Origin of the sequence: Actinospica robiniae DSM 44927 (assembly GCF_000504285.1) — a bacterium.
GTDB classification, from domain to species: Bacteria; Actinomycetota; Actinomycetes; order Streptomycetales; family Catenulisporaceae; genus Actinospica; species Actinospica robiniae.
Genome location: NZ_KI632511.1, coordinates 911,702 through 926,179 on the forward strand (window position 1 = coordinate 911,702; position 14,478 = coordinate 926,179).

At 70.7% G+C, this 14,478-nt stretch carries 13 protein-coding genes; 5 read left to right on the plus strand and 8 right to left on the minus strand.

The window, feature by feature from the left end; genetic code table 11:
- Window positions 1-4 precede the first annotated feature (4 nt).
- Window positions 5-964, minus strand: coding sequence for an ROK family protein (locus ACTRO_RS03890; protein WP_211244083.1), 960 nt, complete (start codon window positions 962-964; stop codon window positions 5-7).
- A complete protein-coding gene (locus ACTRO_RS03895) occupies window positions 961-1,851 on the minus strand; it encodes an SIS domain-containing protein (RefSeq protein WP_034261187.1) in 891 nt (296 codons plus the stop codon). The genes ACTRO_RS03890 and ACTRO_RS03895 overlap by 4 nt, the downstream gene beginning before the upstream one ends.
- A gap of 489 nt (window positions 1,852-2,340) precedes the next feature.
- On the opposite strand from ACTRO_RS03895, the gene ACTRO_RS03900 reads away from it, so the two are divergent.
- From ACTRO_RS03900 to ACTRO_RS03910, 3 genes are all read left to right on the plus strand, one after another.
- Window positions 2,341-2,763, plus strand: a complete 423-nt coding sequence (locus ACTRO_RS03900; RefSeq protein ID WP_157435737.1) for a hypothetical protein — start codon at window positions 2,341-2,343, stop codon at window positions 2,761-2,763.
- Window positions 2,764-2,849: 86 nt separating this feature from the next.
- Window positions 2,850-4,631, plus strand: coding sequence for a 3' terminal RNA ribose 2'-O-methyltransferase Hen1 (locus tag ACTRO_RS03905; RefSeq protein WP_034261189.1), 1,782 nt, complete (start codon window positions 2,850-2,852; stop codon window positions 4,629-4,631).
- 3 nt (window positions 4,632-4,634) lie between these two features.
- Window positions 4,635-7,184, plus strand: coding sequence for a polynucleotide kinase-phosphatase (locus tag ACTRO_RS03910; protein ID WP_034261191.1), 2,550 nt, complete (start codon window positions 4,635-4,637; stop codon window positions 7,182-7,184).
- Window positions 7,185-7,208: 24 nt separating this feature from the next.
- Here ACTRO_RS03910 and sigJ read toward each other — a convergent pair whose 3' ends face one another.
- A complete protein-coding gene (sigJ, locus tag ACTRO_RS03915; RefSeq protein ID WP_084315947.1) occupies window positions 7,209-8,201 on the minus strand; it encodes an RNA polymerase sigma factor SigJ in 993 nt (330 codons plus the stop codon).
- Window positions 8,147-8,605 (minus strand): carboxymuconolactone decarboxylase family protein, encoded by a 459-nt coding sequence (locus tag ACTRO_RS03920; protein ID WP_034261195.1) that lies wholly within the window; start codon window positions 8,603-8,605, stop codon window positions 8,147-8,149. The genes sigJ and ACTRO_RS03920 overlap by 55 nt, the downstream gene beginning before the upstream one ends.
- A 389-nt stretch (window positions 8,606-8,994) precedes the next feature.
- On the opposite strand from ACTRO_RS03920, the gene ACTRO_RS03925 reads away from it, so the two are divergent.
- Entirely contained in the window at window positions 8,995-9,723 is a 729-nt protein-coding gene (locus tag ACTRO_RS03925) for a hypothetical protein (protein ID WP_051450272.1), read from the plus strand.
- 94 nt (window positions 9,724-9,817) lie between these two features.
- Here the strand turns inward: ACTRO_RS03925 and ACTRO_RS42695 are convergent, their stop codons facing one another.
- The 4 genes from ACTRO_RS42695 to ACTRO_RS42700 form a co-directional block, all read right to left on the minus strand.
- Window positions 9,818-11,416 carry a plasmid pRiA4b ORF-3 family protein gene (locus tag ACTRO_RS42695; RefSeq protein ID WP_051450273.1) on the minus strand — a complete coding sequence of 533 codons (1,599 nt, stop codon included), beginning with the start codon at window positions 11,414-11,416 and terminating at the stop codon, window positions 9,818-9,820.
- 128 nt (window positions 11,417-11,544) lie between these two features.
- Window positions 11,545-11,760, minus strand: coding sequence for a hypothetical protein (locus ACTRO_RS03935; RefSeq protein WP_034261197.1), 216 nt, complete (start codon window positions 11,758-11,760; stop codon window positions 11,545-11,547).
- Window positions 11,761-11,800: 40 nt separating this feature from the next.
- Window positions 11,801-12,805, minus strand: a complete 1,005-nt coding sequence (locus tag ACTRO_RS03940) for a hypothetical protein (RefSeq protein ID WP_034261199.1) — start codon at window positions 12,803-12,805, stop codon at window positions 11,801-11,803.
- Window positions 12,802-13,509 (minus strand): 5'-methylthioadenosine/S-adenosylhomocysteine nucleosidase family protein, encoded by a 708-nt coding sequence (locus ACTRO_RS42700; protein WP_051450274.1) that lies wholly within the window; start codon window positions 13,507-13,509, stop codon window positions 12,802-12,804. Before ACTRO_RS42700 ends, ACTRO_RS03940 begins: the two co-directional genes overlap by 4 nt.
- Before the next feature lie 179 nt (window positions 13,510-13,688).
- On the opposite strand from ACTRO_RS42700, the gene ACTRO_RS03950 reads away from it, so the two are divergent.
- The gene (locus ACTRO_RS03950; RefSeq protein WP_211244084.1) at window positions 13,689-14,378 is read left to right on the plus strand and encodes a PhzF family phenazine biosynthesis protein; all 690 of its coding nucleotides are present in this window, start codon (window positions 13,689-13,691) and stop codon (window positions 14,376-14,378) included.
- Window positions 14,379-14,478 lie beyond the last annotated feature (100 nt).

Sequence of the window (14,478 nt, forward strand, 5' to 3'; positions counted from 1 at the left end):
GAGATCAGATCCTCGAATTCGGTGCGTGCCTGGGGCGGTCGGTGGGACGTTCAGCGAGCAGGTCCAGCGCGATCAGAGCCGCGCCGGCCACGGCTGCCTCGTCGCCGAGTTCGGCCTGGACCAGGCGTGGCGGGCGTTGGAAGGTGAGACGCGCGTCGATCTCGGCGCGCAGGGGGGCCAAGAGCTGCTCGCCGGCCTTGGCGACGCCGCCGCCGACCACGATCACGTCGAGGTCCAGCAGCGTGATGGCGCCTGTCAGTGCGGTCGCCAGCCCTTGAACGGCGTCGGACCATACCTCACCGGCGCGCGGGTCACCCGCCGCGGCGAGTTGCGCGACCTCGTGGGCTGAGATGCCGGTGCCGAAGCGCTGCTTGATCCCGGTGGCGGAGGCGATCGTCTCGAGGCAGCCGCGCTGGCCGCAGCCACACGGATCCCCGGCCGGGTCGACGATGACGTGGCCGATCTCTCCGGCACGGTGGTGCGGCCCCAGGCGCGGAACCCCGTCGAGGCACAGCATGCCGCCGACGCCGGTGCCGAGAGCCACGAACAGGTAGTCCCGGCTGCCGCGGGCCGCGCCGATGCGGCCCTCGGCCAGGCCGCCGAGCCGCACGTCGTGACCGAGCGCGACCGGAATGCCCGCGAGCCGCTCGGTCAGCAGCGCGCGCAGCGGCAAGTCAGCCCACTGAGGCGCCACGGAGTACTCCGCCACGCCCGCCACGTCGTCCACGATTCCCGGAACGCCCACGCCGACCGCGTCCACCGGCCCGTGCGCGGCGAGGAGGTCGGCGGCGAAGTCACCGAGTACGTCGGCCGCCGCGGCGTCCGGCGGCGTCGCCCGGCGTTCGGCGTGCTCGGGCTCGCCGAGCCGGCCGTCGGCCTGCACGGTGCGGAACGCGGCCTTCATGGAGGTGCCGCCGACGTCGATCCCGAGCACTCGTGCCGGAGCGTGCGCGGCCGAGGTCACGGGAGGATGACCGAACGCGTCAGGTGCCGCGGCTGGTCCGGGTCGAGGCCGCGCGCCTCGGCGATCGCGACGGCCAGGCGCTGCACCCGGATCAGGTCGGCCATCGGGTCGAGCGTGCTCGTCTCCAGGTGGCCGCCGGTCGCGGCGATCTGCGCGTCCAGGCCGTCCGGGAGCGCGCCGAAGCCCCAGGCGACGCGGTTCGGGCCGGTGATGCTGATCGGTCCGTGGCGGTACTCCATCGCCGGGTACGACTCGGTCCAGGCGCACGCGGCTTCGCGCATCTTGAGCCCGGCCTCGGTGGCCAGACCGTTGGTCCAACCCGTGCCGAGGAAGCTGAACTGCTCGGCGCCGGTGAGCGTGTCCGCGAGCGGGGCGGCGACGGCGGTGCGGGCGTCGGCGATCGCGCAGGTCAGGTCCTCGCCGAGGTGCGCGCGCAGCAGGGCGAGCGCGGTGGTGGCGAAGCGGGTCTGGACCACGGACTTCTCGTCGGCGAATTCGAGCACGATGACGTCGTCGGCCGCGGTCATGATCGGGGTGCGCGGGTCGCCGGTGATCGCGGTGGTCGGCACGATGCCGCGCACGCGGTCGAGCAGCGCGAGGACCTCGGTGGTGGTGCCCGAACGGGTGATGGTGACGATCCGGTCGTAGCGGCCGGCCGCCGCGACGCGACCGAACGGGAACTCGGAGGCCGCGAAGGCGTCGGTCTCGCCCTGACCGGCCGCTTCACGCAGCGCGGCGTAGCTCATGGCGATGAACCACGACGTGCCGCAGCCCACCACGGCGACCCGCTCGCCCGGCGCGGGCAGCCCGGCGGCGGTCGGTGCTAGCTCCACGGCCTTGGCCCAGCATTCCGGCTGACTGGCTATCTCTGCGGTGACGTGTCGCACGGCGGGCTCCCTCTGCTCCGGATGCGCGAACCGCGCATCATCATGCTCGATAGTGATCGAAAGATCTCAGAAACGCGCAGGATTGGCAAGCTGGACGAGGGGGTGTGTCGCGTGGCGCGCGTCAGGCGAGGCCGTCCTGGTGCGGGCGTCAGGGTGCGGGCGAGTGCTCGTGGTGCCGCAGTGGCGTCGCGCCGGCGAAGGTGCTGGTGAAGGTGTTCATCATTTCGTGTGAGGATTGACGATTGGCTTGTCTTGAAGACTCTCGGTAGCCGACAGTTGACGCATGGTCAGTTCGTCGCACGAAGTTGCGCATCACCTCATCCGGGAAGACCCAGATGCCATCGTCAGACTCGGTGAAGTCTCAGGTAAGAAATTCCCCCGGACGAAGTCCGTGGAGGTCTTCCCGTCCGACGCCACGGAAACGCGCCCGGTGGAGCGCAGGATCGATTCGACGACGTCGAGGCCGCTGCCAAGGACATCACGCTGGCTGTGCTCTCGGCGATCATCCATGCCAAATCGCCTGATATGGACCGCATCCAGCGGTCGGTCGCTCTGGCGTTGAGCCGTCGCTCGGACGTCGACTTCACCGTGTGGGCTGAATCACTCGAGCGCGGCCTGGGGGATACGCAGGCCGCAGAGAATTGGAGGACAATGATGAGCCTGGATCTCTCGTTCTTCAGGTCGAAGACGTCCCAGTGGCTGCGTGAAATGGGTCGCGAAGAGGGTCGTGCCGAGGGCCGAGTGCAGGAGCGCGCCCACGGCATCGTCGCGATCATGACGGCGCGGGAGGTGCCGCTGACCGCCGACGAGGTCGAGCGCGTCCAGTCGTGCACGGATGAGGCACTACTGGACCGCTGGTTCGGCCGGGCGGTCTCGGCCGAGTCCGCCGCCGAGCTTTTCGCCGAGGGCTGAACCACTTCCTCGCGAGTGACGGTGTGCTGCTTCAGGGCACGTAAACCCGTTTCTCCCCGAGGCGCTGATCCGCCACACTCGTACGCATGCTCGTCACGATCACAGCGACACGGCCGCCTGGGGCGGAGTGGGCGGCCACCGACCTCGGCTACCTGCTCGCAAAGAACCCCGCGACCGTCCAGTCCTTCAGCCACGGCTTCGGTCGGTCCCGGGTGTTCTACCCGGAGGCCGACGAGGGCCGGTGCACGGCTGCGCTCTACCTCGAGATCGACCCGATCGGGTTGATCAAGAGCCGCAACCTGGACTCCGCCGACTTCTCGCTGTCGCAATACGTCAACGACCGGCCCTACGCGGCGACCTCGCTGCTCGCGGGGGCGATCGGGCAGGTGTTCCGCACGGCGATCCGCGGCACGTCGAAGGAGCGGCCGGAGCTGGCCGCGACCGCTCTGCCGCTGACGCTGCGGCTGCCGGTGGTGCCGGCCACGCCTGAGCTCATCGAGCGGCTCTTCACTCCGCTCGGGTGGGCGGTGACGGCGACGCCGCTCCCGCTCGACCCGGCGTTTCCCGAGTGGGGGGAGTCGCGGTACTGCGATGTCGAACTCTCCGGCGAGCAGCGTGTTTCCGACGCGCTGAGCCAGCTTTATGTGCTGCTGCCGGTGCTCGACGGGTCCAAGCACTACTGGATCGACGCCGCGGAGGTCGAGAAGCTGCTGCGCGCGGGGGAGGCTTGGCTGGCCGGGCATCCGGACCGCGAGCTGATCACGCGTCGGTATCTCGGCCGTCGGCCCACGCTCGTGCGCAGCGCGCTGGCTCGGCTGGCCGAGTCGGACGAGGTGCCCGAGTCCGAGCTCGACAATGCGGTGAGCGAGGACGCGGACGGGGAGAGCGAGACCGTCGTCGATGGCGCAGCCGGTGCGGTCGACGCCGTCGGTGCGGCTGGCGCGGCCGGTGCGACCGCCGATGCTGAGGAGCCGCGCGTCTCGTTGGCCACGCAGCGGCATCACGCCGTCGTCGCGGCGCTCAAGGACGTCGGCGGCAAGGCGGTGCTCGACCTCGGTTGCGGCGGCGGTGCGCTGCTGCAGCACTTGCTGAACGACCGATACTTCCGCGAGATCTTGGGCGTCGACGTCTCCGTCAGGGCCCTGCAGTACGCGGCGCGCAAGCTGCGGCTGGAGCGGCTGCCGGAAGCGGTGGCCTCGCGGCTCACGCTGAAGCAGGGGTCGCTGACGTACACCGACTCGTCGCTCAAGGGCTTCGACGCAGCCGTGCTGATGGAGGTCATCGAGCACGTGGATCCGCCGCGGCTGGCCTCGCTCGAACACGCCGTGTTCGGGGCGGCGCGGCCTGGGGCGGTGATCGTCACGACGCCGAACGTCGAGTACAACGTGCGCTACGAGACGCTCGAGGCGGGGCGGCTGCGGCACCGGGACCACCGGTTCGAGTGGAGTCGGGACGAGTTCGGCGTGTGGGCGCGGGACGTCGCCTCGCAGTACGGGTACGAGGTGGAATTCCGGACGGTCGGGGAGGTCGACGAGGAAGTGGGCTCGCCGACGCAGCTGGCGCTGTTCCGGCGGAGCGACGCGCGCGAGCAGGAGAGCGGGCAGGCGGCCGGAGACGCGCGGGAAGGTGGAAAGATAACAGGCCCAACGCGCAGCGCCGAATCCCACGCTGGTACCGCAGCCGACGACGCCACGACAGCAGAGGCCACATCCGCGGCCGCGACGACAGCCGAGCTCACACCCGCGGCCCCGGCCACGGCCGTATCCCCACGCACGGCCGCACCCGCATCCGCACCCGCACCCGCACCAACGCCCGCACCAACGCAGGCACCCACATCCGCAACCGACGCCGCGAAGGAGGCGAACTAGTCCATGCGCACCCTCACCGTCCCCGAGCTTTCGCTCGTGGTCCTGATCGGCACGACCGGGTCCGGAAAGTCGACATTCGCCGCCAGACACTTCCTACCGACCCAGGTGATCTCTTCCGACCACTGCCGTGGCCTGGTCAGCGATGACGAGAACGACCAGTCCGCTACGCCGGATGCTTTCGCTCTGCTTCATCATCTGGCCGGGATCCGCCTGCGGCGCGGGCTGCTTACCGTCATCGATGCGACCAACGTGCAGCCCAAGGCGCGCGAGGCTTTGGTGAAGGTCGCGCGCGAGTATGACGTGCTGCCGGTGGCGATCGTGCTCGACGTGCCGGAACAGGTGTGTCGCGAGCGAAACGAGCTGCGGCCGGACCGGGTCATGGGGCCGCACGTGATCTCGCGTCAGCGGCGCGAGCTTCGTGCGCATCTGCGGAACCTCGAACGCGAGGGCTTTCGCAAGGTGCACATCCTGCACGGCGTCGAGGAGATCGACACCGCCGAGCTCGCGTACGAGAAGGCCTACAACGACAAGCGCGAACTGCCCGGGCCCTTCGACGTCATCGGCGACGTGCACGGGTGCCGTGCTGAGCTGGAGTCGCTGCTGGTCTCGCTCGACTACACGCTGGTCCGTGACGAGGTCGGCCGCGCGGTCGACGCCGTGCCTCCGGAGAGCCGTACCGCGGTCTTCGTCGGCGACCTCGTCGACCGCGGTCCTGACACGCCAGGCGTGCTGCGGCTGGTGATGGGCATGGTCGAGGCCGGCCACGCGCTGTGTGTACCGGGCAACCACGAGAACAAGCTCGTGCGCGCCCTCACCGGTCGCAAGGTGCAGGTGCGGCACGGGTTGGCCGAGTCGCTTGAGCAGCTCGAGCGTGAGCCGGAGGAGTTCCGCAAGCGTGTCATCGACTTCTGTCGCGGCCTGATCAGCCATTACGTGCTCGATGAGGGACGGCTTGTGGTCGCTCACGCCGGGCTGAAGGAGTCCTACCAGGGCCGTGCGTCGGGGCGGGTACGCTCGTTCGCGCTCTACGGCGAGACCACCGGGGAGACGGACGAGTACGGGTTGCCGGTGCGCTACCCGTGGGCCGAGGAGTACCGCGGCTCGGCCATGGTGCTCTACGGCCACACTCCGGTGCTGGAGCCGGCGTGGGTCAACAACACCCTGTGTCTCGACACCGGCTGCGTGTTCGGCGGTTCGCTGACGGCTCTGCGCTACCCGGAGCGCGAACTGGTCGCCGTGCCGGCCGAGCAGGTCTGGTACGAGCCGGTGCGTCCGCTGGCGTCGGCGCGGGTGGGTCGTGACCCCGGCGTGCTCGACCTCGGCGACGTGTTCGGCCGTCGCACCGTGCAGACGCGGTTCATGGGCGACCTGATCGTGCACGAGGAGAACTCGGCCGCGGCCCTGGAGGTGATGAGCCGGTTCGCCGTGGATCCGCGCTGGCTCGTCTACCTGCCGCCGACGATGGCGCCGGTGGCCACGTCGGCCCGGGAGGACGTGCTCGAACATCCGGCGGAGGCCTTCGGCTACTTCGGCGCTGCAGGGGTGTCGCGTGTCGTGTGCGAGGAGAAGCACATGGGCTCGCGGGCCGTGGTGTTGGTCACCCGGGATGCGGCCGGCGAGGCCGCGGCGCAGCGGTTCGGGGTGACCGACGGATCGACGGGTGTCGTCGTGACGCGGACCGGGCGGCCGTTCTTCGACTCCGCCGCGGTGACCGAGGATCTGCTGGCGAGGGTGCGCGCGGCTGCGACTACGGCTGGGTTGTGGGACGAGCTCGCCACGGACTGGCTGCTGCTCGACTGCGAGCTGCTGCCATGGTCGGCGAAGGCCATGGGACTGCTGCGCGACCAGTACGCGGCGGTCGGTGCAGCGTCACGGGCCGGGCTCGGGGCGACGATAGCGGTGCTCGAACAGGGTGCTGCGCGTGGGCTCGATCTCGGCACGATGATCGACGATCAGCGTGGCCGACGCGAGGCGGCGGAATCGTTCACGGCTGCTTACGGTCGTTACTGCTGGTCGACTTCCGGCCTGGACGGTGTGCGGCTCGCGCCGTTCCAGGTGCTGGCGGCCGAGGGCGTCGTGCATGCTGAGCGTGACCACGGCTGGCATCTGGAGGTGCTCGACCGGCTGTGCGCCGCCGACACGTCGCTGTTCCAGCCGACCGCTCGACGCGTCGTCGACCTCGAGGACGCGGCGGCCGTGGCGGAAGCGACCGCGTGGTGGGAGGAATTGACCGGCGGCGGGGGAGAGGGCATGGTCGTCAAGCCCTTCGACGCGCTGGTGCGCGACGGCCGCCGGATCGTCCAGCCCGGGGTGAAGTGCCGCGGTCCGGAGTACCTGCGGATCATCTACGGCCCGGAATACCTCGAGCCGCGCAACCTGGCCCGGCTGCGTCGCCGGTGGCTCGGGCGCAAGCAGTCGCTGGCGCTGCGCGAGTACGTGCTCGGGCTCGAGGCGCTTGAGCGGTTCGTGGCGCGGGAGCCGCTCTACCGCGTGCACGAGTCGGTCTTCGCGGTGCTGGCACTCGAGTCGGAGCCGGTCGACCCTCGCCTCTAGGCCGGGCAAACGGCCCGGACAAGCTCACGCGTCAAGGTGCGTGAGCTTGTCCGGGTTGGCGACCATGTAGAGGTGCGCGATGCGTCCGTCCTCATCGATGTCGAAGATGTAGACGAACGTGAGGGTCGGGCGCCGTACGAGCAGCGCAGGCGCGTGGTTGTACCAGGTGAAGGCGAAGCTGGTGCCCTCGCCGTAGCGCTTCGGGATCACGTGCGTGTACAGGCGGGCCGCCTTCGCCGATCCGGAGATCGGGTTGCGCGCGGCCGAGATCTTGCCGCCGCCGTCGGTGTAGACGACGACGTCCTCGTGGAACAGCGCCTTGAGCCGCTCGAAGTCGCCGCCGCGTGCTGCGGCCAGGAATCCCTCGACGATGCGCTTGTCGCGCGCCGGATCGGACTGACGCGGTGTCGCACCTCTGCGCTTGGAACTGGTGGCGAGGCGCTGCCTGGCCCGGTGGTGCAGTTGGCGGCAGGACTCGGGACTGTGCTCGATGATCTCGGCGATCTGCGGGTAGGGCAGCTCGAAGGCCTCGCGCAGCACGAACACGGCCCGCTCGGCCGGAGTCAGCTGTTCGAGCAGGAGGAGCATGCCGATCGAGGCCGATTCGCGCATGGCCGCAGCCGTGGCCGGATCTGCGCCGAAGTCGGTGGATGCCCACGCGTACGGGCTGCCGGTCGGCAGCGGCTCGGGCAGCCACGGCCCGACGTAGAGCTCGCGGCGAACCGCGGCCGAGCGCAGCCTGTCCAGGCACAGCCGCGTGGTGACGGTGGTGAGGAACCCGGCGGGGTTGGCGACGGCCGCGGTGTCCTGCGAAATCCAGCGCAGGTAGGCGTCCTGGACCACGTCCTCGGCGTCGTGGACCGAGCCGAGCATGCGGTACGCGATGGCGTGCAGCAGCGGCCGGTGCTCGAGGAACTCGTCCTCGAGCGGGGCCGGCCGCTGAGCGGTGAGCGTGGGCGCGTTCACGCCGTCCGCGTCGGGATGGTCATCCGGGTGCTGACTGCGAACCGGTTCCATCCGTTGATCGTAACAATGGCGGTGAGCAGGTTCGTCAGCTCGACCTCGTCGAACTCGGCCGCGGCCGCCGCCCAGACCTCGTCGCCCACGCCGTGCCCGCCGCTGCTGCTGAGTTCGGTGACCTCCTCGGTGAGCGCGAGGGCGGCCCGCTCCTTGGCGGTATAGAGGTCCTCGGCCTCGCGCCACACCCCGACGAGCAGGATCCGCTGCAGGTTCTCGCCCTGCTTGAGCGCGTCGTGGGCGTGCATGTCGACGCAGTAGGCGCAGCCGTTGAGGTGGGACGCGCGCAGCTTCACCAGCTCGTAGAGATCCGGGTCGACGTTCGCCTTGGCGTAACGTTCGAGGCCGCTCATCGCCTCGTACGCGCCGGGTGCCGCCTTCGCCCAAGCCAGCCGCTGAGTCATGGGTGTTCCTCTCCTTCGCGCGCCCGCGGCGCGCCGTGTCTTTTCGTCGGGACGAACGTCTGACGAGGCAGCGCGGTCACCTGTGACGGTTCCGAGTGTGACGCCGATCACTTTCCGGGCCCGGTCGGGAGCGTGACGCCGCTCGTCATGCGCTCGGATGATCATCTGAGCTACTCCGAATGGTGGACCGTCTTTCGGACCAGGGCGTGTATATGCCGGATTAGGCGGGGCAGATCTGGTATGGGCCGGTTCTGAGGCTGCGCTCAGCAGTGGCTTCAGAAGCGTTAACATGCCACTCGTACGCTGACCGATCGAGCACATCATCAGGCGACCGCCGGGAGCAGGAGACCCGAAGGGACCCTGCGACCCTAGAAGTGGGGAGCGAAGGAATGTCAGGCCTCACCGACGTTCTGAAGAACGAATACACCGGAAAGCTGCTCAACCTGGCGGGGGTGCGCAAGCCCCCGTTCGTCCCGGACCTCAACACCAAGCACTACCGCACCCCGCTGGTCGAGGCCGGCGGCGGGCACGTGACGCTGAAGAAGTACTCCGGTCCGGAGATCCCCGCCTCGGAGTGGGAGAGCCTGGAGTACACCACCTACAAGAGCGACCCGTTCACCTGGTTCGCCCCGATCACCTCGCCGACGGGCAAGAACGAGATGATCGGCGCCGCCGAGGTGGGCAAGGAGGAGCTCGACTGCGTGCCGACGCCGAACTCCGAGAAGTGCCCGACCATCATGGCCTGGCTCGACTCGATGGGCGCGCGTTACGGCCGGGTGCAGCTGCTGCGCATGAAGCCCAACACGCTGCGCGAGTGCCGCTGGGGCCTGCACCAGGACAACAACAACCTGAAGAACCCGGACACCCACGGCTGGATCGTGCGGATCTGGCTGGAGCTGACCCACGACGCCACCAGCCAGCTGCTGGTGCGCTCGGAGCACTTCAACAAGAAGACCGAGCACGCCATCGCCCTGCCGGCCGGCCAGCAGGCCGTGGTGGACTCGGAGCGGCTGTGGCACGGTGGCTCGCACTCGGGCACGCACACGCGCTACGCGCTGATCGCGAGCATGGAGTCCAGCCCCGAGCTCAACGACTGGATAAAGTCGCAGCTGCCGTAAGCGACTTCGCGACGACAGCTGCAGCAGCGCGGCGGGTGAGGCTGATCGCCTCACCCGCCGCTTTGCTTTTCCACGAGGCCCGATGGCCGCGGGCTCAGCTCGGGTGGTGCCAGCCGTCGTGCAGCCGCCGGTCGAGCTCGGCCAGGTCGAACACGTCGGCGCCGGCGTCGCCGTGCCGCCGCAACGAATCCTGGTAGCGCGCCATGCCGCCGCAGTCCTCGGGCGGAGCCGCGCGCCGTCCGCCGATGCAGCGCGGATAGACCGTGCCGGGCTCCGGCTCCTTGACGCTCTCGACCCGGATCACGTGCTCCCAGTAGTCGCCGTAGTCGTAGACATAGCCGATCTTCGCGTTGCCCTGCAGGATTTGATCGACCGTCACCTCGCCGTCGTGGCGGTGGCCGAGGGCGACGTCGCCGTCCCCGAACTCGCCCAGCGGGGTCTCGAACACGTGCAGGTGGCTGCCTTCCCATTCGAACACGGTCTGGATGACCTCGTGCAGGCCGGCCAGAGTCAGATCGCCCGGGACCTCGACCCGGCGCCAGATCGGCGGCTTGGCGCCCTTCAAATCGATGCGCAACCGGTAGATCCGGCTCGCCGCCGCGTCGGACGCCGCCGGGCTCTTGCCCGAACGGTAGGCGGCCGGGCGGCCCGCGGTGAAGCCGGAGTGGGTGGCGCCGGGGCCCGGCTGCGCGCCGATGAAGAGCTCGATCCCGGCGGCACCGGGGAAGTCCGGGAAGGCCAGGTCCAGCCCCGCCCCGAATTCGAGCTCTGCCCCGGCCGGTCCGCCCGCCCCGGCCGCGGACGCCGGCAGGTGCTCGACCCGGTGCCGGAGCACCGGAATCATCGTGGGCACCGGCGGCGCGAGCGGGTCGTCATCGGCCTCGGTCCACTGCTCCAGCCTGGCCTCGAGGTCCAGGCCCGCGTCGTGGGACGCGCGCAGCCGCAACGCGCTCTCCAACTGCGACCGCGCCTCGGCCGGCGAAAGGGGCTCGGTCTCGGCCTCCTCGATCTCGCCCGGGGGAACCAGTTGCGCGACCAGGTCGGCCAGCCGCGCCGGCACCTCCACCGCGGTCAACGGGGCGATCCGCTTGAAGGCCGGGCACTGCCCGTCCTCGAGCGTGATCGCGAACGCGTGCCGGCGCCCGGCCCGGCGGAACGAGCAGAGCAGGATCCGCTCGCCCAGCGGGCGGCGCACGCTCAGGCACTCTTCGGCCACCACGTCCCGGTCGAGCTCCTCGAACCAGAACGGCGGCAGGATCCCGGCGCGCCACAGCCGCGCGGCACCGCGTCCGGCCACGGCGCCGGCCGGGCCGTCGGTGATCAGGGCGAGGGTGGCGAGCACGGCCAGGGCCAGCGGGTCGGCCCGGGCCTCGAGCCGGCCGACCAGATCGGCGACCGCGTCCGCGGGCAGGGCGCCCTCGAGGATCGCGGCGAAGCCGGAGACGGTCAGCTCGAACGCGAACGGGTCCTCGCGCTCGGCCACCCGCGCCAGGTCGGTCAGCAGCGCGGCGGCGAACGCGGCCGCGTCCAGTCCGCCGGCCCGGGCCGGGGTCGGGGCGGCGTCCCGGTCCGGCTTGCGGCGGGAGCGGCGGGCCGGCGGAAGCGGGGCGGGATCCGCGGGTTCCTCGGACCGGCCGGACGGTTCGCCTCCGCCGAGCGGCTCGGTCTCGCCGAGATGGTGGTCTGTGCTCACGCGGTCAGTCTGGCATAGCCGCGCGGAGCCGGGACGGGGTTTTGCGCGACCTTCGTCGGGGCCTGAGAACGGGGACGCGGAGAAATTCAGCCGGGCTCAGCCAAAGCCCAGGATCCGCGCCGAACCCTTCAGGGGATCCGGGAGTCGTGGTGTTCGGCGGCCTCGGCCAGCTCGGTCGGGCTGAGCGTGGCCGGATCCACCTGCTCGATCATCGCCCAGTGCCGGCCGACCGGGCAGCGCTGGTAGCGCTTGCGCCCGAGCCGCACCGCCTTGAAGGAAGCGAGCGGCACCCAGGTGGAGGTGAACAGGTGCCCGGCGCTGCACCGGGCTATGACCTCAGCCATCGCAGACTCCTTATCCCCGAGAAAACCGGTGATACGGCCATTATCCCGCCAGGGCCTCCGGCGCGTAACGCTCGATGTGCTGCAGACTGAACCGGGCGTCGCGCGCGGCGGCGAGGCGCACCGGCCCGCCGCCGGTGTACGCGCCGACCTCGGCGAGCGTTCCGGCGACGACGAGGTGCGCTGAGCGCAGCACCTCGGCCGCGGCCAGTCCGGCGGCGTCGGCCACCATCAGGTATTCGCCGGTGCTGCAGCCGAAGTTCCCGGCCGTCAGCGCGGGGGAGTCGGACTCGATCTGCTGGGAGATCAGGTGGCCGCCGAGCAGATCGAGCACCTGCTGGTCGAAGGCGTCGGGCAGGCGCGGCTTGACCAGGCGCAGGTCGCAGACGTAGAGCTGGCGCGCCCCGGTTTCGGCGAAGGTGACCTCGACCCCGTCCGCGGCCGCGGACGCAGGCTCGGCGAGCACGGAGTCGATCAGTTCGAGTGCTGCTTCGGCCGAGTGCAGGTTGTACTGCCCGCAGGCCTCCGGGGTGGAGAAGGGCACTGGTTCGCCCGCCCGGAACTTCTCCCGGATCACCTCGAGCGCCGCGCGGTAGGCGGCCAGCAGCGTCGCGGTGGGCAGCGGGCCGCCCTCCTGCCCGTCGCCGGCGCCATCGAGGGTGACGAAGGTGGAGCGGAAGCCGAGCGGCAGGCTCTCGCCGTCGGCCGAGTCCAGCAGGCCTGGAATATAAGGGCTCATATCGATCAGGCGCGCGGCGAAGGCGGCACCGGCGCCGGTGGCCTCGGCGATCCGGGCGCGCAGGTCGCCGCCGTCCGGCGACGCCAGCGCGTGCTCGATCGAGTGGATCCCGGCGAACAGGTGGTCGCGGGCCGGCCCGGGCTCGGCCGGGTGGACGGCGGCGACCGGGAAGAAGGCGTGCTGCAGCCGCAGCGGCGCACTGCCGGTGACGCGCTTGTCCGCGTTGAGCGTGCCGCCGGTCATGGCCAGGTGGTCCTTGCCGGAGGAGTGCTTGGCCAGCAGCTCGACCGTGATCTCGGCGGCGCTCATCGGGCGATCCCCGCGGGCTCGCCGGCGCCGATGCCGTGCGCGTGCAGTATCTGGTCGGCGACGGCGGACAGGTGCGAGAGCGCGTAGGGCATGTTCTCGTCGAAGGCGTCCGGAGAATCGCTGTCGCAGTAGTCCGAGGGCGCCTTGTAGCTCTCCAGCCGGTCGAGTTGTCCGTTGCGCAGCAGCGTGTGCGCGATCGCGGTCAGCTCCATGTCGACGAAGTCGGCGGCGAACCCGGCCAGCTCCGGGTGGAATCCGTCACGTCCGGTGACGAAGGTGTCGCCGGACAGCAGCTTGGCCGTCGGCAGCGAGCGCGCCTCGACCGGCTCGGACAGCGGGTACTCGTGCACCTCGGTCTCCGGGATCTGGCCGATCTTGTAACCGAAGGCGGTGACGTCCACGTCGAAGAAGGCGCAGGTGGACACGGAGTGCACGGCGCCGATCGGGATGTCGTGGTTGAGGCAGCCGACCAGGCCGAGGTTGACCACGCGGTCCGGGGCGAACCGGTCGAGCACGTGCTGGGTGGCCGCCGCCGCGTTCGTGGTGCCGATCCCGCTGACCACGACCACGGCCTGGGTGCCGCCCTCGGCGAGACGGTAGACCGGGAAGGGGCTCAGGCTCAGCTCCTCCCAGGAGCTCAGCCGGAAGATGCCCTCGGCCTCCTCCATCATCGCGATCACGAACGCCACCGGAGTCTGTGTCATGCGATCATGCTACCTGCCATCAGGTCGCCGGTCGGCTGGGATACCGCGACATGGACACACACCGCTGTGAAGTCCGCGGCTGGGGTGCGGCGCCCGGCCCCGTGGCGGCCCGCGCCCGGCCGGTCCGGCGGATCCGGCGGGGCGGCGTGGTCCCGGCGGCGGGCTCTAGGCTGGCCGGTATGAGGATGACTGTGCTGGTGGTGCGGGTGTTCACGGATGAGGCCGGAAGCTTCGGCAACGAACTCGGCGTGGTGCTCGACGCCGCAGGGCTGCCCGACGAGCTCGGACCGCGGCTGACCGCGCACCTCGGCTTCCACGAGACCGTCTTCGTCGACGACCTCGCGCACGCCGACCTGCGCATTTTCGCCCCCACGGCGGAGCTGCCGCTGGCCGGCCACCCGCTGGTGGGAGTGGCCCGGGTGCTGGCGGACGTCACCGGACGGGTGCCGGAAGTCCTCCGGCCGCGGCTGGTCGACCCGGTGGAGACGTGGCAGGACGGCGAGCTGACCTGGATCCGGGCGAACACCGCCTCCGCGCCGGAGTTCGCCTTCACGCAGCTCGACTCGCCCGCCGAGGTCGAGGCACTGAGTCTGCCCGTCCCCGGCCAAGCGCCGAAGGACCAGTTCTGGGCGTGGATCGACGAGCCGGCCGGAGAACTGCGGGCGCGGACGTTCGCCGAGGCGCTGGGCATGGGCGAGGACGAGGCGACCGGCTCGGCCGCGCTGCTGCAGGCGCAGCGCCACGGCCGCGAGCTGACCATCCGTCAGGGCCGCGGCTCGGTGCTGCACGCCCGCCCGGCGCCGCAACCGGGCTGGTCGGAGGTCGGCGGGCGCGTGGTGGATGAACAGGAGCGCGTCGTCGAGCTCTGATGATCGGGCGCGGTGAGCGTGCGCTGCGCGGGTGGAGTGGGCGTCGATGGCGGACGTAGGGGCGTGGATAACCTGAGGACCGAGCGCCGGAGGGTCGTTA